Origin of the sequence: Desulfosporosinus shakirovi, assembly GCF_020595055.1 — a bacterium.
In the GTDB taxonomy this organism is placed as follows: Bacteria; Bacillota; Desulfitobacteriia; order Desulfitobacteriales; family Desulfitobacteriaceae; genus Desulfosporosinus; species Desulfosporosinus shakirovi.
The window spans coordinates 344,834-369,003 of the sequence record NZ_JAJDOO010000001.1 but is presented as its reverse complement, the minus strand read 5'-3'; the positions used below and the strand labels follow the sequence as shown (position 1 = coordinate 369,003).

Annotated in this window: 20 protein-coding genes; 19 read left to right on the top strand and 1 reads right to left on the bottom strand. The window is 44.2% G+C overall.

Features of this window, described 5'->3' with window-relative positions; genetic code table 11:
* Window positions 1–58 precede the first annotated feature (58 nt).
* The 12 genes from LJE72_RS01815 to hutI all read left to right on the top strand — a co-directional run bounded on the left by LJE72_RS01815 (window position 59) and on the right by hutI (window position 16,097).
* Entirely contained in the window at window positions 59–1,468 is a 1,410-nt protein-coding gene (locus LJE72_RS01815) for a sigma-54 interaction domain-containing protein (RefSeq protein ID WP_229245716.1), read from the top strand.
* A gap of 252 nt (window positions 1,469–1,720) precedes the next feature.
* Window positions 1,721–2,377, top strand: coding sequence for an ABC transporter permease (locus LJE72_RS01810; protein WP_229245713.1), 657 nt, complete (start codon window positions 1,721–1,723; stop codon window positions 2,375–2,377).
* Window positions 2,378–2,439: 62 nt separating this feature from the next.
* Window positions 2,440–3,555 (top strand): betaine/proline/choline family ABC transporter ATP-binding protein, encoded by a 1,116-nt coding sequence (locus tag LJE72_RS01805; protein WP_229245711.1) that lies wholly within the window; start codon window positions 2,440–2,442, stop codon window positions 3,553–3,555.
* Window positions 3,556–4,200 carry an ABC transporter permease gene (locus LJE72_RS01800; RefSeq protein WP_229245709.1) on the top strand — a complete coding sequence of 215 codons (645 nt, stop codon included), beginning with the start codon at window positions 3,556–3,558 and terminating at the stop codon, window positions 4,198–4,200.
* A gap of 322 nt (window positions 4,201–4,522) precedes the next feature.
* Window positions 4,523–5,467, top strand: a complete 945-nt coding sequence (locus tag LJE72_RS01795; protein ID WP_229245708.1) for a glycine betaine ABC transporter substrate-binding protein — start codon at window positions 4,523–4,525, stop codon at window positions 5,465–5,467.
* 121 nt (window positions 5,468–5,588) lie between these two features.
* A complete protein-coding gene (locus LJE72_RS01790) occupies window positions 5,589–6,566 on the top strand; it encodes an ATP-binding protein (protein WP_229245706.1) in 978 nt (325 codons plus the stop codon).
* 586 nt (window positions 6,567–7,152) lie between these two features.
* Complete coding sequence (locus tag LJE72_RS01785; RefSeq protein ID WP_229245704.1) at window positions 7,153–8,622, top strand: trimethylamine methyltransferase family protein; 1,470 nt, start codon at window positions 7,153–7,155, stop codon at window positions 8,620–8,622.
* Window positions 8,623–8,776: 154 nt separating this feature from the next.
* Window positions 8,777–10,234: a trimethylamine methyltransferase family protein gene (locus LJE72_RS01780; protein ID WP_229245702.1), complete on the top strand. Its 1,458-nt coding sequence runs from the start codon at window positions 8,777–8,779 to the stop codon at window positions 10,232–10,234.
* A 172-nt stretch (window positions 10,235–10,406) separates the two neighbouring features.
* On the top strand, window positions 10,407–11,039 hold the full coding sequence (locus LJE72_RS01775) for a corrinoid protein (protein WP_229245697.1): 633 nt from the start codon (window positions 10,407–10,409) through the stop codon (window positions 11,037–11,039).
* A 455-nt stretch (window positions 11,040–11,494) separates the two neighbouring features.
* Window positions 11,495–13,507, top strand: a complete 2,013-nt coding sequence (locus LJE72_RS01770) for a urocanate hydratase (protein ID WP_229245695.1) — start codon at window positions 11,495–11,497, stop codon at window positions 13,505–13,507.
* Window positions 13,508–13,991: 484 nt separating this feature from the next.
* The gene (locus LJE72_RS01765) at window positions 13,992–14,705 is read left to right on the top strand and encodes a vitamin B12 dependent methionine synthase (RefSeq protein WP_229245945.1); all 714 of its coding nucleotides are present in this window, start codon (window positions 13,992–13,994) and stop codon (window positions 14,703–14,705) included.
* 132 nt (window positions 14,706–14,837) lie between these two features.
* Window positions 14,838–16,097, top strand: a complete 1,260-nt coding sequence (gene hutI, locus LJE72_RS01760; protein ID WP_312038881.1) for an imidazolonepropionase — start codon at window positions 14,838–14,840, stop codon at window positions 16,095–16,097.
* 319 nt (window positions 16,098–16,416) lie between these two features.
* Here hutI and LJE72_RS01755 read toward each other — a convergent pair whose 3' ends face one another.
* Window positions 16,417–16,605: a type II toxin-antitoxin system RelE/ParE family toxin gene (locus tag LJE72_RS01755; protein WP_396390171.1), complete on the bottom strand. Its 189-nt coding sequence runs from the start codon at window positions 16,603–16,605 to the stop codon at window positions 16,417–16,419.
* 221 nt (window positions 16,606–16,826) lie between these two features.
* Here LJE72_RS01755 and LJE72_RS01750 point away from each other — a divergent pair, with 221 nt between their 5' ends.
* From LJE72_RS01750 to LJE72_RS01720, 7 genes are all read left to right on the top strand, one after another.
* Window positions 16,827–17,006, top strand: coding sequence for an aspartyl-phosphate phosphatase Spo0E family protein (locus LJE72_RS01750; RefSeq protein ID WP_229245693.1), 180 nt, complete (start codon window positions 16,827–16,829; stop codon window positions 17,004–17,006).
* A 225-nt stretch (window positions 17,007–17,231) separates the two neighbouring features.
* Window positions 17,232–18,533 (top strand): L-cysteine desulfidase family protein, encoded by a 1,302-nt coding sequence (locus LJE72_RS01745; protein WP_229245691.1) that lies wholly within the window; start codon window positions 17,232–17,234, stop codon window positions 18,531–18,533.
* A 112-nt stretch (window positions 18,534–18,645) separates the two neighbouring features.
* Complete coding sequence (locus LJE72_RS01740; RefSeq protein ID WP_229245682.1) at window positions 18,646–18,825, top strand: hypothetical protein; 180 nt, start codon at window positions 18,646–18,648, stop codon at window positions 18,823–18,825.
* A 364-nt stretch (window positions 18,826–19,189) separates the two neighbouring features.
* On the top strand, window positions 19,190–21,136 hold the full coding sequence (locus tag LJE72_RS01735; RefSeq protein ID WP_229245680.1) for an ABC-F family ATP-binding cassette domain-containing protein: 1,947 nt from the start codon (window positions 19,190–19,192) through the stop codon (window positions 21,134–21,136).
* A gap of 82 nt (window positions 21,137–21,218) precedes the next feature.
* Window positions 21,219–21,374 carry a hypothetical protein gene (locus tag LJE72_RS01730; RefSeq protein ID WP_200797872.1) on the top strand — a complete coding sequence of 52 codons (156 nt, stop codon included), beginning with the start codon at window positions 21,219–21,221 and terminating at the stop codon, window positions 21,372–21,374.
* 111 nt (window positions 21,375–21,485) lie between these two features.
* On the top strand, window positions 21,486–23,042 hold the full coding sequence (locus LJE72_RS01725) for an ABC-F family ATP-binding cassette domain-containing protein (protein ID WP_229245678.1): 1,557 nt from the start codon (window positions 21,486–21,488) through the stop codon (window positions 23,040–23,042).
* A gap of 391 nt (window positions 23,043–23,433) precedes the next feature.
* A partial coding sequence (locus LJE72_RS01720; RefSeq protein ID WP_229245677.1) for a DNRLRE domain-containing protein occupies window positions 23,434–24,170 on the top strand: 737 nt, incomplete at its 3' end.

Genomic DNA, 24,170 nt, shown 5'->3' with positions numbered 1-24,170 from the left:
GATATTGTCGTTGCTTGAAGAATTAACGAAAAAAGGTAGAAAACTAGGGGGTAGGAGTATGCCTCGTGTTATGGACCAAGTTTTCAGGCATCTCTTTAATTCAATTGACGAAGGGGTTATTGTTACCGACCCTGAGGGTAAGATAATCTTTTATAATTCTGAAATGGCTAAGTTAGAAGAGTTGTTATCCGAACATGTTGTCGGAAAGTATTTAAATGAAGTGTATGATGCTGTTACTGTGGAAAGCAGTGAACACTTGAGCGTTGTTTTAACTCGTGAACCAATTTTGGAGAAACATAAGACTTATTTTACCAACAAAGGCAAAGAGGTCACTATTATAGCCAGCACATTTCCCGTGATAGAAGAGGATCAGGTTGTTGCGGTCTATTCTGTCTGTAAGGATATTACCAAGTTTAAAGAATTGCTGACGAAGACCATGCAATTGCACGACCAAATCAGTCTGGAAGGGCAAGAAAATCGGAGCAGTAATGGAACTCGATATACGTTTGAATCAATGGTTTATGCCAGTCCCGCTATGCAGAATCTGGTTGCTTCGGCAAAAAAAGCAGCGGTAGCCGATGGATTCATCTTAGTCTTTGGCGAGACAGGAACAGGTAAGGAATTGTTGGTTCAAGCGATTCACAATCACAGCGCCCGCAAAAATGAGCCTTTTGTAGCAATTAACTGTGCGGCTATCCCGGAAACATTGCTGGAAAGTATTCTATTTGGAACGGCTAAGGGGGCTTTTACCGGGGCGGTAGACTCCAAGGGCTTGTTTCAACAGGCTGGGAATGGGACCTTGTTTTTAGATGAACTTAATTGTATGAGTATTGCCCTGCAGGCTAAGATTTTGCGGGTAGTTCAAGAAAGAATGGTCAGACGGGTGGGCGGGACCACAGAGATTCCGGTGCACTGCCGAGTTATTAGTTCTACAAATGTTGATCCATGGGAATCGGTGAACAATGGCAGTTTGCGTAAGGATCTTTTTTATCGTTTAGCGGTGATGACCCTTTTTATTCCGCCTTTGAAAGACAGGTCGGAGGATATTGAAGCATTGATCCATTGGTTTTTAAATCGCTATCAAAAAATATATGGTTTAGGTGAGGTTCACATTGCTGCTGAGTTAAAGGATATATTTCTTAGATATCTGTGGCCCGGAAATGTACGGGAATTAGAGCATATTATTGAAAGCGCTATGAATATGCTGGATGGACGAAAGGTTATAACCGTTGACCATTTGCCCCATTATCTGAGAGCGAAGTTTCTCAGTCAGGATGGAACCTTTTCTGAATTCTATAAGAAAGGGTCCGGCACACTGAGTCATGTTTTGCGTGAGGTGGAAAAGCAGGTGCTTTGGGAAGCTTTAAAAAGCCATGACTGGAATATCACCAGGGCGGCTGAATCCATTGGAATTGCCCGGCAAAATCTCCAATACCGCATGAAAAAGTTGGGGATGCATAATTATTAGGCAGGCAATAATTATATGCACTTGTCCGAAAACTGCTTCTGGCAAGGGCTTACTGTTCTATATTAGCAAAATAATTTGGCGCCTAGCTTTTGTTCAGTAACGAAAAAATCTATAAACTCTCAATTGTAAGGAATTAGGCATGGTTCTTGCAACGATTACCAGAATTAACGCTTTATTTTGAATTATGGAGTTCCCACCTCTTTGAAGTGGCTTCTTTAATTAGAATAACGAAAGAAAGTGAGGTGATGGCGAGTGACCTTATCAGATTTTACTAGTTTTCTAATGAAGAATTCCAAGACTATTATGGAATACTCGGAAAATCATTTTACCTTGGTCTTGTTGGCGGTAGGGATTTCTTTAGCGATTTGGGTACCTGTGGGACTTTTATTGACAAAAAGCGATAAATGGGCGGCTAGGGTCCTGGCTCTGGCGAACACCATATTTTGTATTCCCAGTTTGTCTATGTTTGCTATTTTAGTAACTATTCCCATGTTTGGCTTAGGTCGAAAGTCAGCCTTGCTGGCTTTGGTTCTCTATGCGATGATGCCCTTGATTCGCAGCGTTTATGACGGGGTTAAAAACGTGGATCGCAATGTGATCGAAGCAGCTAGAGGGATGGGTATGGGCACAAGAAGGATTCTCATCGAAATTCTTGTGCCTTTAGGTATGCCTATAATTTTTGCGGGTTTTCGAATTACTGTGGTAATGACAACGGGGATTGCGGCAATTGCTACCTATATTGGGGAGCGTAATTTAGGGCGATTTATTCAAGAGGGTCTCATTCGTTCTAATACCCCTATGATGGTGACAGGCGCTCTGATTATCTCGGCGATTGCTATTGGTTTAGATACTATTCTCGGATTGGTGGAGAAAAGGATTGTTCCTAAAGGATTAAGAATTAGTCGCTAACTCCTCATCAGCATAGTTAGGTCTAACTGAGGACGGGATAGAGTTTGCGGAGGAGGATTCGGATGATTGAATTAGATCAAATTACGAAGCAGTACCCAGGTCAAGCAATGCCGGCTGTGGATAAATTATTTCTCTCCATTCCTAAGGGAGAGATCTGTGTCTTGGTCGGACCCTCAGGCTGTGGAAAAAGTACAATTTTGCGTATGATTAACCGAATGATCGAGCCTACATCCGGGATCGTTAAAATTAACGGCGACGATGTAACTCGTACTGATCCGGACCAACTGAGGATGGGGATTGGCTATGTCATTCAACAGATTGGCCTTTTGCCCCACCGTACCATTGCTGAAAATATTGCTGTCGTGCCTCGGCTGTATAAATGGCCGAAGGGGAAGATCAATAAACGTGTTGATGAGCTTATTGTCATGATGGGACTTGACTTGGAAAAAACAAGGGGCAAGTATCCGGCCCAGCTGAGCGGGGGGCAAATGCAGAGAGTGGGTGTCGCCAGGGCCATGGCTGTCGATCCGCCCATTATGCTGATGGATGAGCCTTTCGGGGCAGTCGACCCGATTGCCCGGACGCATTTGCAGGATGAATTGCTTCGTTTACAGAAAGAGATTAAGAAGACCATCGTTTTTGTGACTCATGATATTAACGAAGCCATAAAAATGGGAGATAGGATTGCCATTTTTGATGCTGGGAAATTAGTTCAATTTGGGACTCCGGAAGAGATCTTAACCAATCCCATTAACGAGTTTGTTGAAGATTTTATCGGCCGGGATCGGGTTGTGAAAAAGTTGAATTTATATCTGGCGGAAGATGCCATGCAACCCATTGGGTGTGTGGTGAAGGGAAATGAGTTACATACTGTTGCCCAGAAAATGAAGGATGCCCATGTCCGGGTGGCCTTCCTCTTAAATGAAGAGGGCAAGGCTTGCGGGCAAATTACGGTTTCTGATACGGAAGAGTTCGGGAGGGATATAGAGGGGTTGCGGAAACGAGTCCTTAGGACGGAAAAGGCTTTTGTCCAAACGACGACTCCTTTCCCGGATGCACTTTCTTTGTTGCTGGAATATGATACGGATTACCTTGGGATTCTTAAGGGCGAGGAACTATGTGGGATGCTCTCTTTCAAAGGGATTAGGAAGCATGTTTACCGGAAAGAGGGTGAGTAAATGAAGTGGGAGAATTTCAGGTTTGCTCTTTTCGAGAAGGCACCGGAGGCTTTGTGGGAGCATTCCCTGATTGTTGTTATCACCATAACACTTGCAATCCTGATTTCAGTACCCCTGGGGATCTTCCTAAGCCGTCCGAAATTTAAAAAGTTCGGTCTTGTTACTCTTAATATACTTAACCTGTTACAAGCTGTGCCGGGAATTGCTGTTATTGCCTTGGCCTTGCCGATTCTCGGTTTAGGCATGGAGCCCGCTATTGTTGCTCTTATGTTTCAGAGTTTATTGCCCATCGTTAGGAATACAATTGCCGGTTTATTAGGGGTTAGCTCGGATGTGAAGGAAGCAGCCAGCGGTATGGGGATGTCTCAGCGAAGGATACTTATAGAAGTGGAACTTCCCTTGGCGGTTCCGATCATTTTGAGCGGTATCAGGACGGCGACTGTTTATGTGGTAAGCATGGGTACATTAGCTTCTCTTATCGGAGCGGGAGGCTTGGGCAATCTCATTATGGGCGGGTTGTCACTCTTCCGGCCTGAGTATCTGCTGGTTGGGGCAGGGCTCGGGGCGCTGATGGCTATATTTTTAGACAGGATGATTAATTATCTTGAGCAACGAATCACTCCGCCTAGTATGGGGGCGGAGTAGCTTTCGCCTCTTCGTACTCGTGCCATCGCTATTCACTGTGCTCTCTATGCTAAGTCAATTTTTGGGGATTCTTTCTTTGCACGTTCTACACTAGGGACGTCCTTTCCGTCTATCTTCTAAACTTATAGACGGGGTTGGATATGATTTTTCGGAGCTCTTTGAAGGTTGTTTTGATCTTCATGCAAAGGTGCTTGAGGGGAACGAGGGACGGTTTTTAAAAGGGCAAAAAAGGAGGGGGTAGGACATATAGAAGCCTTTGGTAATATTATAAAATGAAACGATGTATAATTAACAAAAAAAGTTGAAAGGAAGGGGTATATACATGAAGAAGAAATCGTTATTTCTCGTTGCAGTCTTGTCCCTGACATTAGCTTTGGGAGGGGTGTTCGGTTGCGGCGCAAAGGAACCTGCTGCCGGAACTGCTCCGGATAAGGGAAAAGAAGGACCAACTATTAAAATTTCCTCTAAGACCTTTACTGAAGCGGAAATTTTAGGAACACTGAGTCTTCAGTATCTGGAAGGATTAGGGTATCCCGTTGAAAATAAAATGGGCCTTGGGGAGTTAGCGGTCATCAGACCGGCTCTTACTTCCGGGCAAATTGATCTGTATTGGGAGTACACCGGAACAGGGGTTATGAATTTAATGGAGCATGCTCCTGTGTTTGAGGCTGAGGAAAGCTACAAACTCATCAAAGAATGGGATGCTAAGAATGGAATTGCCTGGTTGGAATATGCTCCCCTCAATGATACTTATGGAATCGTAGTTCGTCCGGATGTTGCAGAAAAGTATAAGCTTAAAACCATTTCGGACTATGTTGCCCAAGTGAAAAAGGGAGAAAGCTTTAAGTTCGTTGGCTTCCCTGAATGGGAAGGAAGAGCGGACGGGCTGCCTTCGTTTGAAAAGGTCTATGATTTTAAGATGCCTAAAGGGGATTTTGTTAATGTAGCTATGGGTTTAAACTATGAGACTCTTAAAAATCAAAAAGGGGATCTGGCTTTAGCCTTCACTACAGAACCAAGGATTGTTACGGATAAGCTTGTGATGCTTGAAGACGACAAAAATGCATTCCCGGTTTATAATGCTGCCCCTGTGGTTCGGCAGCAAATTGTGGATGCTTATCCTACTTTGGCTGCCGATCTTAAGAAGTTAAGCTCCGTGTTAGACACTCTGACTATTACTGAACTGAACATGCAAGCGGATGTTGAGAAGAAGTCCATTGATGAAGTTTCATCGACGTTCTTGAAGAGTAAAGGATTGTTGAATTAAGCACACCCACTAGAAGTGGGGATATGGGAATTGATTAAATTGGCCACTTTATACTCCATATTTTTGCTAGGGGTATAGAGTGGCTTTATAACTTTTTCAACGTGAAAGGCAGGAATAATTGATGGCTGTGCTTGAGAGGTTTGTGTCTTTGTTTGGTGTGCCGGAATTCGTTGTTTTCCATATGGATCGGTTTGTGTCTGAGGGTGAGATGGGTCTTGTGGTTGGGCTTAATGGTGAAAAGTGTTCTGTCTCAGAAATTGTTGCAAGGCTGGATTGTTCTTTTGAAGATGCTCAGGTTTTATTAGATGCCTGTTATGATAAACATATTGTTCATAGAGAAGAGTTTGATGGAGAGCTAGTTTATTTTGGGGCGGATTTTTATGAGCTCTTGGATTATGTGTGTAAGTTTGACGAAAGCTATCCTTTGATTGACAAGGATTTGCGGCAGGCTTTGGATCAGTGGTGTTATCAGGTTTATGCAGGGAAGATGAATTCCTATCTGGATTCGCTGATCAATAAGGAAGCGGTGGATAGGGCTCCGGAGCAGTTTTTATTGATTGAAGACCTTGATGAAGTACTTGAGTCTGTGAGTGATATCAGGGTAGTTCCGTGTAATTGTCGTAAGTTAGCAAGCCATTGTGTTAAGCCGACAGAAACCTGTTTAAGCTTTAATGATTCGATAACTGATCGGACCTTTGGGCGGTCGCTGACGAAGGAAGAAGCCAAGGAAATGGTGAAGGCGGCTCATAAGAAAGGTCTAATGCATCAAGTGAACAGTGACTGGCGGACTAAGGGGCCCACTTATATTTGCAATTGTTGCTCCTGCTGTTGTTATCCCTTGCGTTTGGCTCAAGAAAAAGAGACCAAGGGTGTATTCCCGGTGAGTCAGATCCTGGTTCAGAGGGATGACTCTAAGTGTTTGCATTGTGGTGCTTGCGCTAAGCGTTGTAATTTTGGGGCTTTTTATATAGGAGAGGCGGAAGTGATGGTCAAGGGTAAACGTCGAAGCAAGGTTGAGTTTGACCCGACCAAGTGTTGGGGATGCGGGATTTGTGAAGAGGCTTGCCCTGCTAAGGCTATTTCTGTGATTGAAGGATAAAAGGTCTGCTTTTTTAACAGGGACAACTGCTTCATTTCATAGGCCCAATGAGAAATATTATGAATTTCCTTGGTTCGAATCGATTGTTAAAGAAATACAGCAATAAAATTTAGCGTAGCAAAGAAATTATGCGCTTGTGGAAGCGCGACAGTGAGGCGGAGTAAGAAGAAAGAAGAAGTGCAAATTATTTTGGTGCTTTGCTTTTGCATGTTTATAGAGTGGCTAAACTCTTGATTTTAAAAGTGAAGAAAACCCTTTAGGATACCGATATAGTAATAGTAAGTATTGATTTTAAAAAACCCACTCCCAGTCTAAGGGATGGCATAAATCTTGCAGTACTTACAACTATAGTTATAGAGATACCTTACTCGAAGTGTATAGGTCGTCATGGAGAGAGTATAAGGGCAACTAAGGCGGCCGTCTTTGCTGAGACTTAGCTTTCGTTGTCAGGTATTGGAGATAACTCTGGAGATACTAAGACGGACAAATTATGTTCAAAACTTGGAGAGGTAAATAAACAATACATCAAGAATTAGGAAAGGATAAGGTTAGGTTTTGTCCAAGTTTTATTAACCAGGTAACATGAATGAGAAAGATTCGCTCCAATAGTATAGAACAAACAACGCCATTTTTACGCTGGGTGAGTGAGGGACAGATCGAGGAAATTCATTTTGCGACTTTAGAAGTCTTAGAACGAACCGGAGTTAAAGTAGATCACCCGGAAGCGTTACAGTTATTAAAAGATGCGGGATGCATTGTCAATGAGAACCGGGTTCGTATTCCGAGTTGGCTGGTTGAGGAATGCCTGCGCTTAGCGCCGCGCAAAATTGTGGTTGCTAATCGGAAGGGGCAACGGGTTATGCCCTTGGAAAAGAATCGAACCTATTTCGGGACAGGCTCAGACCTGCCTTATACCATAGATTTAGAAACGGGTAAGCGGAGACGCTCCGGTAAGAGGGATGTGGAACGGGCTTGCCGAGTCATGGATTTTCTGCCTAATTATGATTTTGTCATGAGTTATGCCATTGCTGCGGACACGAACTCAAAAGTGAGTGATCTGCATCAGTTAGAAGCTATGGTTACTAATACGACAAAACCCATGATTGTTACTGCCCATGATGAAATCAATATGCGGGCGCAATTAGAGATGGCTGCTTTAGTGGTCGGCGGTAAAGAGGAACTGCGAAAAAATCCGTTTATGATTCTTTATTCCGAGCCGATCTCCCCCTTGGTGCACACCAATGACGGAGTGGGCAAGATGTTTGCTTGCTTTGAATATGGAGTGCCCGTTGTTTATACTCCGGGAGTTTTGTCCGGGGCTACAACACCGGTTACGAAAGCCGGAACCATCGTTTTGATGAATGCTGAAGCGCTGGCAGGGGTGGTTATGGCTCAACTAAAACAAAAGGGAGCTCCGATTATCATCGGCGGCGGTGCTACTCCTATGGATATGAAGACCACTGCGACCTTGTATGGATCTCCGGAGACGATGATGAACTACGCTATTATGACTCAATTGTCACAGTTTTATGGAATTCCAAACTTTACGGAGGCAGGGTGTGTTAATTCCCCGATACCTGATGCTCAGGCTGGCATGGAAGCTGGAAATGGGATTTTGATGGCTCAGTTAATGGGTGCTAACCTGGTCCATGATGTGGGCTATTTGGAAGGTGGAAAGACTGGTTCCCTGACTTTCCTTACTATGTGTAATGACTATATGGATAATGCCCGTTACATGGGGAGAGGAACTCGAATTGATGAAGAGACCATGGCTGTGGATGTGATCAATGAAGTGGGACCCGGCGGGAACTACGTTAGCCATGAACATACCTTTAAACACTTCCGTGAAGAGATTTGGTCGTCTAAACAGTTCAACAGCTCATTCTGGGAGATCTGGGAAGAGCAGGGGTCTAAATCGATGGAAGACAAGGCTGAGGAATTAACTAAATATATCGTGGCCACCCATACTTCGGAACTGTTGGATGGAGGAATCCGTGAGGGATTAAATGAGATTATTGCTGAGACGGAAAAAGCCAAAGCAACAAGTAAAAGATAAGTGAACCCGTTCACCTGAAGTTGAACATCGAAACTTCGGTGACGGGGATACAACTCCCACTTGTAGATATGGGAGTCTCACGATTTAAATAAAGAAGTTAAATAAGCTTTAAATAACGGCAGTTGGCATGAACAAATGAAAGGGGTTACACTCAATGGGAGTTGGAAGCTCGCACGGAAACGGACTGTTCTTTCGAACACTCACGGAAAAACAAGCAGAGGAGATTCATCTCGCAAGTTGTCAAGTTCTTGAAGACACAGGCATGGTGATTCACCATGAGGAGGCAGTGGAATTGCTTCGGCAAGCCGGGGCACATGTGGAAAAGGGTAATCGGGTTTATTTCCCAAGTTTTCTGGTCAAGCAAGCATTGCAGTCGGCTCCTTCGCGTGTGACTCTGTATAACCGCAAGGGAGAGGCGGCGCTTCATCTTGAAGGGGCTAATGTTTACTTCGGTACCGGGTCTGATACCCTCAACTACTTGGATCCCTTCACTTTAGAGAGGCGGAGTTGGCGTCAAGAAGATGTCACTAATGCTATTAGACTTTGTGACAAATTACCGAATATCGATTTTGTCATGTCCATGGGTTTATTGTCCGATGTAGACCCTCGTATGATTAATCGTGAACAATATGCCATTATGGTTCAAAATACTGAGAAACCTCAGGTAGTGATTGCTGAAGATGGGGATACTCTTCTGGATATTATTGAAATGGCAGCTTGTGCTGTGGGTGGGAAGGAGCGCTTGCGTCAGAAGCCTCTGTTTATGATTTATACTGAACCTACCTCCCCTCTTCAACATCCGAAGGAGTCCGTCGAAAAACTGTTGATTGCAGCCGAAAATAGGGTTCCCGCGAATTTTGCCTGCGGTGGTGTGGCGGGTGCTTCCGTGCCTACTACAATTGCAGGGGCCTTGGTGCAGGCTAATGCGGAAGCGTTGAGCGGCTTAATCATTCACCAGTTAAAGGCTCCGGGGGCTCCCTTTATTTACGGTTATGGAAATTCCCCGCTTGATATGCGAACGATGCAGGCGGTTTATGGAACTCCGGAAGCGGTACTCTTTCAAGGGGGCGCTGTTGATCTGGCTCATTACTATCAACTTCCCTCTTGGGGCTATGCCGGGTGCAGTAATTCCAAGGTTTGTGACGAACAGGCTATCGCGGAGTCGACAATGTTCACCATGATGGGAGCCCTTCAAGGGTGCAATATTATGCATGATGTTTTCTATATGGAGTTCGGTATAACGGGTTCCTTAGAATTGTTGGTTATTTCCAACGAGGTTATTGGCAGGACTCGCCGGTTACTGAAGGGGATCAATACTGATAAAGAGTCCTTGGGTGTAGAGTCCATCATGCGGGTTGGCCCGGGAGGAAACTTCCTTGGGGATGACCATACGGCCAAGCATTTTAGGGATAACTGGTTTCCCGATCTCTCGGACTTTAACAATTATGAAAATTGGACAGCCGGCGGCAGTAAGACGATGATCGAACGTGCCAGGGACCAGATCAAACAAGTCTTGGAAACTTACCAGCCTAAGCCTGTCACCCAGGATGTAAGGGCACAAATCGCTGAAATCCTCCGAAAAGCTAAGGAAAAGGTTGGGGAGAAAGCTTAATTTAGATTAGTTGATCATTATGGGACATTTTTATATAATGTCAGGTGTACTCACTTCCGGAAGAAAGCCTGTGACGGCTTACAGGCATTTAGTACTCGAAGAAAAATACGTGATAGTATTAATAGATTACTTTGGGTGAGGGGATAAACCAATATTTGAGGAGGAAATCTTAATGAGTGATTTTACCAGCTTGGCTGAACTTGTGATTAATGGAAATTATAATGGGGCGAAGGATTTAACCCAGAAAATGATTGATAACGGCAATGATCCCTTGGAGATTATCAATCAGGGATTAATGGCGGGCATGAATGTGGTCGGAGTTCGTTTCAAAGCAGGGGATATGTATGTTCCAGAGGTTATGATGTCTGCTAAGGCAATGAGTACAGGTATTGAACTCTTAAAACCGTTGATTGCGGACAAAGACATGCCTACCGCCGGTAAAGTGGTGATCGGGACAGTTAAGGGGGATCTTCACGACATCGGTAAAAAGCTGGTTGTTATGATGATGGAAAGTGCCGGATTTGAAATTATTGATTTGGGTGTAGACATAGATCCGGCTGCTTTTGTAAAAGCTGTTAAGGAGCATTCCCCTCAAGTTATTGGTTTGTCCGCTCTTTTAACAACGACCATGCTTTCCATGAAGGATACCATTGAGGCTTTAAAAGAAGAGGGCTTGCGTGATTCCGTTAAGGTCGTTATTGGCGGGGCACCTATTTCCCAAAGTTTTGCCGATGAAATCGGCGCTGATGGATATGCTGCGGACGCCGCATCGGCAACAGAGCTGTGTCGACGCATCATAGCTTAAAAGCTATGATTAGTGGGATTGGTAAACGTTAGTTAGACTTGAATTTTTGAAATTAGAGCATAAAGACGACGGTGAAAACATCCGTATAAGTGATAGGTACAGGAGTCCTAAAGGGCAACTGTACCTATTTCTAAAAATATGAATTAATTGGGACTTTCCTGCTTGGTTCAGTAGTAAGGTAAAGCAAGGTTTTTAAAGTGAACTGGTTCAGCTAAAGCTGAACATCGAGACTTCGGTGACGTAAGTCTCCAGTACGATAGTCTCTGGTGGAGACTATCGCCGAAAGCGCACGGCCAGTAACGAATACAATTGCGCTGAGGATAGACTTATGCCGAAGGCGCAGATCCACATACGAATACATTCGCGCCGTAGGATGGAGTCTACCTCCAATAAGGAACACCCACTTGAGAAGTGGAGTCCCGGAATTGCTGAATTTTAAGTGAGGAGTGAGCTGGATGATCAGTAACTATGAAATATCACAAGCTATGGCTGTTAAGCTGGATCCTGAATTGCCTGAGATGCAGGAATTCGTGGAAGGGATTAGACGGGCTCCGGATCGGGGGTTTAGCCTCTCTCCCAGTCAAACCAAAATTGCACTTAAGAATGCTTTGCGCTATGTTCCTGAAGAATTGCATAAACAGTTGGCACCGGAGTTTCTGGAGGAATTAAGGACCGGGGGCAGGATTTATGCCTATCGTTATCGTCCCGCGGGGAAATTATCCGGTAAACCTATCGACGAGTATCAGGGAAACTGTATAGAGGGCAAGGCTTTTCAGGTGATGATCGATAATAACCTGGATTTTGAGGTGGCACTTTATCCTTATGAGCTTGTTACCTATGGTGAAACAGGAAGTGTCTGTCAAAACTGGCTGCAATATCGTTTGATAAAAAAATATCTGGAAGTGATGACGGATCATCAGACTCTGGTCATGGAATCAGGTCATCCGGTGGGATTATTTCCCTCTCGTCCGGAAGCCCCGCGGGTGATCATAACGAATGCCTTAATGGTCGGGATGTTTGACAATCAGAAGGATTGGGAAATCGCAGAGCAGATGGGTGTTGCCAATTATGGTCAGATGACCGCCGGCGGTTGGATGTATATTGGCCCTCAGGGGATTGTGCACGGTACCTTTAATACGTTGCTTAATGCCGGGCGAATGAAGTTAGGAATTCCTCATGATGGGGATATAAGGGGGCATCTTTTTATCTCGTCGGGTCTTGGCGGGATGAGCGGGGCTCAGGGGAAATCTGTGGAAATCGCCCGAGGTGTGGGGATTATCGCTGAAGTGGATGAATCCAGAATCAAGACTCGCCATGAGCAGGGCTGGGTAAGCAGAGTGTCTGCGGATCTGGAGGAAGTCTTCCGGATTGCGGCTGAGTATGTGCAGAAAAAAGAGCCCATGTCCATTGCTTATCAGGGTAACGTTGTCGATTTATTGGAGTATGCGGTAAAGCATGAGATTAAAGTGGATTTGCTCAGTGATCAGACCTCCTGTCATGTTGCTTATGAAGGCGGCTACTGCCCACAAGGGATTTCTTTTGAGGAGCGGACCAGGTTACTGGCAACCGACCGGGCTGAGTTCAAAAAGCTTGTGGATCAGAGCTTGGTGCGGCAGTTTGAATTGATTCGGACATTGGTCGAAAGAGGCACTTACTTCTTCGACTATGGTAATTCTTTTATGAAGGCAGTTTATGATGCCGGAGTGAATGAGATTTCGAAAAATGGCGTGGATGAGAAGGATGGCTTTATTTTCCCGTCCTATGTAGAAGATATTATGGGACCGGAACTGTTTGATTATGGGTATGGGCCTTTTAGATGGGTTTGTTTGAGCGGGAAAAGGGAAGATCTGCGTAAAACGGATGAGGCTGCCATGGGGTGTATCGATCCAAACCGCAGGGGTCAAGATCGGGATAACTATATTTGGATTAAGGATGCTGAGAAAAATAAACTGGTTGTCGGTACTCAAGCGCGGATTCTTTATCAGGATGCGGAAGGCAGGATTAAGATTGCCCTTAAATTTAATGAGATGATTCGCAATGGGGAAATTGGCCCGGTCATGCTGGGACGAGATCATCACGATGTAAGCGGAACGGATTCTCCCTTTAGAGAGACGGCGAATATCAAAGATGGAAGTAATGTTATGGCAGATATGGCTGTGCAAAGTTTTGTCGGGGATGCCGCTCGAGGGATGAGTATGGTTTCTCTTCATAATGGCGGGGGTGTCGGCATTGGTAAAGCTATTAATGGAGGATTTGGCTTGGTCCTTGACGGGAGCGGACGTGTGGATGAGGTTATTAAGTCTGCGCTTTTGTGGGATGTAATTGGGGGGGTTGCTCGGCGGGCTTGGGCCAGGAACGAGCATTCTATTGAGACCGGCATTGAGTTCAATGAGCGGTATAAGGGTTTGGGGCATATTACGGTGCCTTTTATTCCGAAGGATGAGTTGATTGAGCGGGTATGCAAGTAGGGGCTTGTGTGACACAGCGCTCGGTGCTTACGACGCAGAGCAAACTAACCGTTTAAGCGACTGGCTTTGGGGAGCGGGGTTCATCCTTCGGCGATAGTATCCTTTTAAAGAACCCGCCTACGGCGATAATCTCCACGGGAGACTATCGTGCCGATGAGCCGTCCGTGGCTCACTGGCGGCAGTGTACATCCCTGTACACTGCCCTGTATATGGGGTCGGTCGCTTAAACGGAAGTTTGCTTAGCTGCTTACGTAAAGAGGTCGCGCTCGTGTCACCCTGCGCCCCGGGCTTGGGTCGTGGGGAACGTTGCTAGAAAGTAGGGAGAAGGCACATTTCATATGCGCCTTCTATGTATGTTGTGCAAGTTAGGACACAAGGCTTGGGTCGACAGAGTCGGAACGATGGAACATGGCATTTGGATATGAAAGTATGGAAAAAGTGTAAAGTCAGATTTCTTCTTTTTAGGCTGGAGGATCGATAAGTGATGGAATATATAAAGTGGGATAATTTAAAATTAGATACTTCAGAGATTTATCGGCGTATTGGTATGCCGGATGCAGATTCGAAACGAAGTGAGAACTTTAAGCCAACCATTGAGGAGATGCGAGTCAAAGCGTTAGGACTTGTTGATGCTCGCTGTATTTATGGTTATGTACCGGTGGAGGTTTCGGGTCCGGGGGAAATTCTTATTGCAAATCAGTATCCGGTTGGGGCTACTACCTCGTTCTTTGAGGGGGCTCAGGAGGTTTTAATTGCTATCCAGACTATCGGTTCCTCGCTTGAAGAGGAATCAATCCGTTTGTTTCAAGATGGGGAGATGCTCGATGGGATGGTTTTAGACGGTTGCGGGACTGTGGCGCTTGATGAAGCTTTAGAATTGTTAAGGGGCATGGTTGTCAAGCAAGTGTCAGATCAGGGCTTACAGACGGGGCATAATCTATGTCCGGGTGGTTATCAGATTCCCCTGGAAGCTCAGAAAATCTTGTTTACTTTGTTGGATGGGGGAGAGCTGGGCATATCTTTAGGGGAGACGATGTTGATGTCTCCGATAAAATCTCATACGCTTGTTATCCCGGTTGGAGAAAAGCTGAGTAAGCCAAACTTGTCCTGCGCAATCACCTGTGAGATGTGTGTCGAACAGCAAAATTGTGCTCACAGCCGCTTGAAATTTGGTAAGCCTAAGTTAGTGACAACTTAAGAGCATGCGGGTTCCATTCTCGTCTCATCCAATGTTAAGATTCCTGTGTTCAACTTTAGTTGAACGAGTTCACTGCTTTTCCACTGCGTATCTTTTTTAGGTTACCTAAATAACTTGATTGGAGCTGATTGTGTGATGTATGCGGATCTCTTGATCTATTCCGCCCAATTGATGGCGACGCTGAGGGGCTACTCGGACCGTCCGGCCTGTGGGGAAGGCATGTCTGAGATTGGTTTGATTGAAGATGGTGCTGTTGCTATCCGTGAGGGAAAGATTGTTGCGGTTGGCACTACAGAGGAAGTTCGAGCCGGTGGGTGGGCAGGACCTGATACTCGGCAAATAAGTGCGCTGGGTAAGGTTGTTACCCCGGGGTTTGTCGATCCTCACACCCATGTTCTCTATGCCGGTTCTCGTGAGAATGAATTGTCTTTGAAGCTTAAAGGGGTTCCTTATCTTGAGATACTTAAGCAGGGCGGGGGGATTCTTTCTACGGTTCGAAGTACTAAGTTGGCTACTGATGAAGAAATTAAAGCGCAGACAAGTCGTCGGCTCCGGACGATGTTGAGCATGGGGACGACGACAGTTGAGGCAAAGAGCGGGTATGGCCTGATGGTGGATGATGAATTGCGGGCTTTACGTCTTATACACGAATTAGATGGAGAACAGGCGGTGGACTTGGTGCCCACGTTTATGGGGGCGCATGCGGTTCCGCCGGGGTACAGCGAAGAGGCGTTTACAAACTATATAGTGGATGTGATGTTACCCCAGGTTGCTGTTGAAGACCTGGCGGAATTCTGTGATGTTTTTTGCGAGCCCGGAGTTTTTAGTCTCGAATCAAGCGAGCGGATTTTAGTTAAGGCGAAAGAGTTGAATTTCAAATTAAAAATGCATGCGGATGAACTAGCTTCAGCGGGAGGGGCAGAATTAGCGGCAAAACTGGGTGTTATAAGTGCTGATCATTTGCTTCAAGCTTCGGATGAAGGAATCGCTGCTCTAGCGCGACAAGGTGTAATTGCAGTATTGCTTCCGGCAACTTCGTTTAACCTTGCTAAGAATTCCTACGCCAGAGCGAGAGAGATGATTCGTGCAGGGGTGCCTGTAGCGTTGGCTACGGATTCGAATCCAGGATCTTCTCCTACGGAATCCATGCCTCTCGTTATAACCCTGGCCTGTCTCTACCTCAGACTTACCCCTGAAGAAGCTTTAGCTGGGTGTACGATTAATGCTGCCCATGCTATCGGCAGAGCAAATCAGGTGGGGAGTCTAGAGGTTGGAAAACAGGGGGATGTGCTTATTCTTGATATTCCCAATCTAAATTACTTGCCGTATCATTTTGGAAGTAACCCAGTTGAGACGGTGGTTAAGCGAGGAGAAGTGGTTTGGGGGGGGTAAGTCAAAGTTCATAAGTTTTGTTTGCACAAAAAAGCCCCATGTCCTTTTGTTAGGACCTGGGACAGAGCAGTGTCACTAATGTAAAGGGTGTCACCACTTTTACGGTTAATTCAAGTCAATGTCTGAATGGCTAACGGTTTCTTCGTTGCTATTTCTTTTTCGGATTGGGTTAATCTCTCTCTCCAGAGGCGTCAGCTTCGTGAAATCACTGTCCCATGCAAGGACCATTCTCTTAATCATTTCGAATGCCAACTACTGTTCCGACTCAGGAAGCATATCAAGCATATCAATGATTTGCTTTGAAACTGTGGACATATTATCATCGCCATTGCTTGTAAATGTCCTCTCGTGATCCGATATCGTTAATCATTAATACTTCTTCGTCATTAAAATTAGTATACTCATATAATACCCGATATTTTCCTATTCGTAAACGAAGAACAGGAGGATTTATGCCCTGCAGCTGATTAATATCAACCTTTGGTGGTGCTTCAAGCAGTCCTTCTATTCCTGATTTAATTCTCCATTATTTTCTTTATCAAAATAGATGCAAATAATGATAATTATCGCGTCAAGGCCTAATATGGGAGTCAAAGGTGATGTTTGACAATAAAACATATATTTTCCATATTCCGACAAAAGATTATCTTATACATTGTTGATGTTCTCAGGAAAATATATTAGAATGTTCGAGGATTCCATATTTTGTTGAAACGAGGTTTTTGAACGGTGAAACAGATAATAGATGAGCAAATTGAAGAATTAAGATTAAAAATGCATGAAATTGCTTCAGATAAAAACCTAACGGATCATAGAGTTGTGAGTATAAGTTGCAAATTAGATGTATTAATTAATGAATTTTATTCCCGTCGTAAACTTGAGCTAAGCTCAAAGTATCAAAGCTCTTAAGGTTGAGTGAACCAAAATTCAAATGATTCCAATCGATAGAAGTCTGAATTTGAGGCTGTTTTTGGTTTCCGAATAATCGGTTAACCAAGGACTGGCTTTTTTCTTGTAATAATTATCTTTTAAAAGACAACACAAAGAATCAAAATAGGTTATAATCAAATGATTAAGATAACCTAGAATCAATTTTTACAATTTGTCTTCGTTAAAAACAGGGGGGATTGCATCATGGAATACAAGAAGTTTTTAGAACGTTTAGAAAAGGAACTTGTCGTAACACTCGGATGTACTGAACCAATGGCAATTGCCTTTGCGGCTGCTCTAGCTAAAAAGCATGTCAAGGGAGAGATAATTACTTCAGTGAGAGTTTTGGCCAGCGCTAATGTGCTCAAGAATGCAATGGCTGTGGCTATTCCCGGTGCCCAGGGCTGTGGAGTCGATCTTGCTGCAGCCTTAGGGGTAATTGCAGGAGATTTTGCCAAAGGTCTTGAAGTATTAGAAGGACTGACTCCGCGGGATGTAGAAAACGCGAAGACTATGATCGAGCAGGGGAAAGTTATGGTGGGAATAGCAGATACTTCGAAAAAGCTCTATGTTGAAGTAATTGTTAAGACCCCACAATCGTATGCGAGAGTGGTTGTCGCAGACGAACATACCCAGGTTGTACTTGTTGAAGTGGACGGGAATTTATTGATAAACAGGTTGAGTGCAGATGAATCTGGTGCAAGTGAGACCGGTGACAGTGGGAGAAGCGAGGATTCGTTTATCACGATAGACTCCATATGGGAGTTTGTTCAGCGGGCGCAAATCAGTGATCTAACAATAATTAAGAAGGCCATTGAACTTAATACAAGTGTTGGGTTAGAGGGGTTATTGAATGCCTATGGTTTAGAGGTAGGAAAAACGATTAAAAATAGTGTCGGTAAAGGAATGCTTTCCGATGATTTAATAACTCATGCTATGGCTCTGACAGCCGGTGCCTCGGATGCCAGGATGTCGGGATGTACTATGCCGGTAATGAGTAATTCAGGAAGCGGAAATCAAGGGATTTCGGCAACTTTGCCTGTTGTAGCTGCAGGAGAAAAATTGCAGGTATCGAGGGAGCAACTGATTCGTGCTGTAACGTTAAGTAATTTGATTGCAATTTACATTAAGTTAAAGATTGGCCGACTTTCTGCTTTATGTGGTGCAACCGCGTCTGGGACCGGTGCAAGTTGCGGCATTGCTTACTTGCTTGGAGGGGGAAAAGCCGAAATAAGGTCAGCTATCCAGAATATGCAGGGCAATACGACCGGAATGTTCTGTGATGGAGCCAAGGCGGGGTGTGCTTTAAAGTTATCGACCTGTACGAGTGCTGCTGTTCAGTCTGCGATCATGGCTGTGGAGGGTAAAACGATTCAGGCCACGGATGGCATTATTGAAAGTACGGCTGAACAGACCATCGAAAACCTTGGACGGCTGGCTAATGATGCGAGCTACGAGGTGGATCGAGTTATTCTGGATATTATGGTGCAAAAGAAAGTTGGCTAAGCTTCGTTAGGTTGAGGCAATTAGAATAAATATTGGAAATCGATGGACAAACCGCTTTTGGACTTGTAAAATAGTGACAAATAGAGAGGGGTGAGATCTGGGGGGGATAGATGTGGATCAAGAAACTCGGGAGATGTTCGGAAAAGTTCTTGGTGTACTCGAGGTCATAACGACAGATGTAAGTAGTTTGAAGAGTGATGTAAGTGATTTAAAGGCAGACGTAAGTAGCTTAAAGACAGATGTGAGTAGTCTAAAGACAGACATGGATGCTATGGCGTTCTCGTCAAGATGAGATGTATCTTATGCTGAAAGGGTCAGAAGAAAGTCGCCATTGCCGCAATTGAGCGGGAAAAATTGAAAGTTGAGTCATCGAAAATTGTTGGAGCTTTACGTCGCAGTGCCCATGAGATTTTAAAGGGATTAGCCGATGAAAGAGGTTTATTAGCAGGATTCTAGTTATATAAAAGTCCCATAACTGTGCAAGATTAATGCTCAGCTATGGGGCTTTTCAGTACCCTATAGAAAAGATAACTTATTGTCTGCAGGGACACTCGGCTATCCTTGGCCAGCGTGGTAAGTTGGTTTATTCGGCATCGTGCAGGAACTGTGATATAATAAGGTGTTGTACAGCTTTTGCTAAGGAGAAGAGGGTCGGCATGAATGTCTTAACTGCTGAGAATTTAACGAAAAGTTATGGTGAAAAGGTTCTGTTCACGGATATTTCCTTCGGAATTGACGAGGGGGAGAAAATAGGGATTATTGGAGTCAATGGGACGGGCAAGTCTACATTGCTTAAAATATTGGCAGGTATGGAGTGGCCAGATCAGGGCAAGGTTACGACGGGAAATAGTGTCCGTTTAGAGTACCTCCCCCAAAATCCGGAATTCGAAGACTCCGCGACGGTGTTGCAGCAGGTCTTCAAAGGAAATGCCCCGGTTATGAAATTGTTGCGAGAGTATGAATTAGCCTTAGAAAAACTAAATGAGAATTCCGATGAGCCGATGTTGCAACAAAGGTTGATTGCCTTAGGCCAGCAGATGGATGAGTTGGATGCTTGGCAACTTGAAAATGAGGCCAAAACCATCCTGAATAAGTTGGGGATTTCAAGGTTTGATACTTTAGTGGGAACTCTTTCGGGTGGGCAGAGAAAACGAGTTGCTTTAGCAAGTGCTCTCATTAACCCTACCGATATCCTGATGCTCGATGAGCCAACAAACCACATTGACAATGATACCGTAGATTGGCTGGAGCAGTATCTTAATAAACGCAAAGGGGCCCTGGTGATGATCACCCACGATCGGTATTTTCTTGATCGTGTGGTGGGGCGAGTATTAGAGTTGGACCAGGGTAAACTGTATCCTTATCCCGGTAACTATAGTCGCTTCTTAGAGTTAAAAGCGGAGCGGGAGGAGCAGGTTGAAGCGACTGAGAGAAAACGCCAAAATCTCTTTCGCAATGAACTTGCTTGGATGCGAAGAGGCGCTAAAGCCCGAACTACGAAGCAAAAGGCCAGGATTGAGCGTTTTGAAAAGTTGCAGGCGGATAAACCTGTGGAGTATGGGGATCGGATTGAAATGCCCACTGGGGCGTCACGTTTAGGTAAGAAGATCCTAGAATGCAATGAAGTGCGAAAAGAGTTTTCCAACCGGGGTGTGGTCATCAAAGATTTCAGCTATATTCTCTTGAGAGATGACCGGATAGGGATTATTGGTCCCAATGGGAGCGGCAAGTCTACATTGCTAAACTTGATTGTGGGCAACCTGACACCGGATAGGGGCAGTATAGAACTGGGCTCGACGGTTAATGTGGGATATTTTTCTCAGGAAAATACCTATATGGATCCGGAGCGTCGAGTGATTGATGAGATTAAAGCCGTAGCAGAAGTGATTCCCACGGCAGATGGCGGTTTTATAACAGCCTCTCAAATGCTGGAACGCTTTTTGTTTCCACCGGCTGTTCAGTGGACGCAGATCGGTAAACTCTCCGGCGGGGAAAAACGAAGGTTGTATCTTTTGAGGATCTTGATGGGAGCGCCCAATGTTCTCTTGTTGGATGAGCCGACCAATGATTTAGATGTTCAAACGCTTACTATTCTGGAAAGCTATCTGGAGGATTTTCCGGGAGCGGTCATTGCAGTTTCTCACGACCGGTATTTTCTGGATCGGGTTACAGATAAGATTTTTGCCTTTGAAGGGGACGGAAAAATCCGGTCCTATGCCGGAAATTACTCGGACTATCGTGAGCAGGTGTACGCTGCAGAGCAAGAAGCAGAACAGGCTGTCAAATTAGCTTCCTTGGCAACAACATTCCGAGGGATGGATGCTGATTTAAATAAGGCAGGGTCCGAGAAGAAAAAAGAGCGTCCGCTGAAAATGAGCTATAAAGAGCAACAAGAGTATGCCCGGATTGATGCTCAGGTTGCCCAAGCGGAAGAAGAATTACAAAAAATCAATCAAGACATGAATGATTCCGGCAGTGATTTTGGAAAGCTAACAGAGTTAGTCAAACTTCAAAAAACCCTTGAACAGAAACTGGATGATTTGCTGGAACGTTGGACGTATTTGACGGAGTTGGCAGAAAAAATAGAAAAAAACAAGGGATAAAAAATGAGGCGCATGCACAATGCCCTATGTACAGGGCAGATTTGATTCAGCATTTACCTTAAAATAATTGGAGGATAAAAATATGGATGAGAAAACCTTAGATCTGATGAAAAAGTTAGTGGAGGAAAAGAAGCTGAAGAGTTCACAACAAGGCGGTCCAATGAAAGCGACACAGAAGATTGGGGAGAAGAGGAAGGGCATCAAACGACGCAAAGTTGGTGGAATGTTTGACAAGTAACTTGGTTTTAGCCGCTTTTAGGTTCCGTGGAAAAATAAGGCTTGGTGGAAGTTAAATACAAGAATTATATAAATAAATATAGTTACAATTAAGGGAGAGAAGTTAAGTCAAATGAGCGTATTAAGTGTTGAAAATGTCAGCCATGGATTTGGTGGACGTAAAATATTTGAGGATGTTAGTTTTCGCTTATTAAAAGGTGAGCACGTTGGCTTAGTGGGAGCCAACGGAGAAGGAAAATCAACCTTTCTGGACATTATTACGGGCAAGCTTATGCCGGACAAGGGTAAAGTGGAATGGTCGAATCGGGTAACCGTCGGCTATTTGGATCAGCATACGGTTTTAACCAAAGGGAAGACCATCCGCGACGTGCTCAAAGAGGCGTTTCAGGGGATGTACGATCTGGAAGCAGAAACTTTGGAAATGTATGACCGAATGGGCAATGTTTCAGAAAGCGAAATGAACAAGCTCCTGGAAGAGGTAGGAGAGATTCAGAGCATTTTAGAACACAACGGTTTTTATATGATTGATACGAAGATTGAAGAGATTGCTAATGGATTGGGTCTTGGAGAAATTGGCCTCGAAAAGGATGTCGCAGATTTGAGCGGGGGCCAGAGGACAAAGGTTTTATTGACCAAATTGTTGCTTCAAAATCCCAGCATTTTAATTTTGGATGAGCCAACTAACTTTTTAGATGTTGAGCATATTGAGTGGCTCAAACGCTATCTTAATCAGTATGAAAATGCCTTTATCCTCGTGTCTCATGATGTGCCGTTTATGAATAGCGTTATTAATGTTATCTATCACGTGGAAAATGCTTTATTGACACGCTATACCGGAAACTACGAGCAGTTTATGGCACTCTTAGAAACTCGAAAGATCCAGGAAATTAAAGCCTATGATAAGCAACAAAAGGAAGTCGATCGACTCGAGGACTTTATTGCCCGCAATAAAGCACGGATTTCAACAACCGGGCGGGCCAAAAGTCGGCAGAAACAGCTGGAAAAAATGGATCTGATTGAGCGGCCAAGGGAGAGAATTCAACCAAAGTTTAGATTTAAGGAAGCTCGATCACCGGGTAAGATGATTTTTGAGGCTAAGGGTATTGTACTGGGCTATGATGAGCCTTTGACTCGGCCTTTAGATTTGGCCCTGGAACGCGGGCAGAAGGTTGCAATCCGCGGGGTTAACGGATTAGGGAAATCTACCTTACTAAAGACTTTACTGGGGTATATCCAGCCGGTATCCGGTGAAGTTGAGCTGGGAGACTATCTTTACCCGGGTTATTTCGAGCAAGAATCCAGCCGCAAAAATACTAAGACCGCTTTGGAAGAAGTTTGGGCTGAATTCCCCGGACTTACAAATTCCGAAGTGCGCGGGGCCTTGGCCAGGTGCGGTTTGACCAGTGAACACATCTCCAGTAAGATGATGGTCTTGAGCGGGGGAGAGAATGCTAAAGTTCGGTTGTGTAAGCTGATGCTGAAAGATGTGAACTGGTTGGTCCTTGACGAGCCTACCAATCATTTGGATGTGGATGCTAAGGCTGAGCTCAAGAAAGCAATTATGGAATATAAAGGGACAGTAATCGTCGTTTCCCACGAGCCGGAATTTTACGAAGACTGGGTGACGGATGTCTGGAATCTGGAAGAGTGGACCACTAAAATCGTGTAATGAGACTATTGGCCGATACTATGTCTGTCGGCATACAAGTTGCAGATAAAAGCAGCAATAAAAACTATGACTATAAATAAAATCATAGCTGAACCTCCATTAGTTAAAGAAATTAATATGCATATACAAAACAGTCTGGAGCTTGGATAGAAGTTTCAGACTGTTTGTTTATGTAAATAGTATATTACTTGTATAAGGCCTTCTTAACTTCAGGTAAATCTAACATGTCAAGGGTTTCAAAAAGCGTCTTGGCTGTTTTTAAGTCATATCTTATCGTCGCGATAGGTTGATCTTTGAGTTATAGTAAGATTTTTGCCTTTAAAGGCAAGCTAAAAGTGACATTTACACCAGATATGGAATATTATACTAAAAAAAATAAGGTGGTAAGTAAATGGCAACTATAGATGTTTTTCCTACAGATAGTGTTTATATATCCCAATTTTATCAAAGTACTAATTTTGGAACTGTTAATCAATTGTTTACAGGGCAATATCTTATAACTACGGCAAATCGTTGTAAACCGGATGCCTATAGAACGTTATTAAAGTTTAACGTTAATTTACTTTGTACAGATACAATATGCAGTGCTACACTTTTTCTCTTTGTAAATAGAAAAGATAAATCTGATAAAAAGCTTTCTCCGCAAATTGTAACAATATATGAAAATGAAAGTGACTTTAATCAATTAACCGTAACTTGGGATACAGCACCAAAAACTCTTATTTCTCCTTATTCATTTAAAGTTACCGATAGTGACTTGGGATGTTATATCGGAGTTGATATTAAGGATTTAGTTCAAAGTTGGGTTAATTCTTGTCATCCGAATTATGGCATCACACTTATCGGAATTGAAAAAAAAGAAGATACAATCATTGGATACGAAAGTACCGGAAGTGCCAATCCGCCTTTTTTGCTCATAAACTATAGTCCCTGTCCATGTGTATGTACAGGAGTAACAGGAGTAACAGGGGCAACAGGAGCAACAGGGGCAACAGGGGTAACAGGAGAAGCAGGGGCAACAGGGGCAACAGGGGCAACAGGAGCCACAGGAGCAACAGGAGCCACAGGAGTAACAGGAGTAACAGGAGTAACAGGAGTAACAGGAGTAACAGGAGTAACAGGAGTAAC

Bases quoted from the DNA above. Each gene is read 5' to 3' on its own strand.
- LJE72_RS01815 (WP_229245716.1), top strand. From the start codon at position 59: ATGCCTCGTGTTATGGACCAAGTTTTCAGGCATCTCTTTAATTCAATT.
- LJE72_RS01805 (WP_229245711.1), top strand. From the start codon at position 2,440: ATGATTGAATTAGATCAAATTACGAAGCAGTACCCAGGTCAAGCAATG.
- LJE72_RS01800 (WP_229245709.1), top strand. From the start codon at position 3,556: ATGAAGTGGGAGAATTTCAGGTTTGCTCTTTTCGAGAAGGCACCGGAG.
- LJE72_RS01795 (WP_229245708.1), top strand. From the start codon at position 4,523: ATGAAGAAGAAATCGTTATTTCTCGTTGCAGTCTTGTCCCTGACATTA.
- LJE72_RS01790 (WP_229245706.1), top strand. From the start codon at position 5,589: ATGGCTGTGCTTGAGAGGTTTGTGTCTTTGTTTGGTGTGCCGGAATTC.
- LJE72_RS01785 (WP_229245704.1), top strand. From the start codon at position 7,153: ATGAGAAAGATTCGCTCCAATAGTATAGAACAAACAACGCCATTTTTA.
- LJE72_RS01780 (WP_229245702.1), top strand. From the start codon at position 8,777: ATGGGAGTTGGAAGCTCGCACGGAAACGGACTGTTCTTTCGAACACTC.
- LJE72_RS01775 (WP_229245697.1), top strand. From the start codon at position 10,407: ATGAGTGATTTTACCAGCTTGGCTGAACTTGTGATTAATGGAAATTAT.
- LJE72_RS01770 (WP_229245695.1), top strand. From the start codon at position 11,495: ATGATCAGTAACTATGAAATATCACAAGCTATGGCTGTTAAGCTGGAT.
- LJE72_RS01765 (WP_229245945.1), top strand. From the start codon at position 13,992: ATGGAATATATAAAGTGGGATAATTTAAAATTAGATACTTCAGAGATT.
- LJE72_RS01745 (WP_229245691.1), top strand. From the start codon at position 17,232: ATGGAATACAAGAAGTTTTTAGAACGTTTAGAAAAGGAACTTGTCGTA.
- LJE72_RS01735 (WP_229245680.1), top strand. From the start codon at position 19,190: ATGAATGTCTTAACTGCTGAGAATTTAACGAAAAGTTATGGTGAAAAG.
- LJE72_RS01730 (WP_200797872.1), top strand. From the start codon at position 21,219: ATGGATGAGAAAACCTTAGATCTGATGAAAAAGTTAGTGGAGGAAAAG.
- LJE72_RS01725 (WP_229245678.1), top strand. From the start codon at position 21,486: ATGAGCGTATTAAGTGTTGAAAATGTCAGCCATGGATTTGGTGGACGT.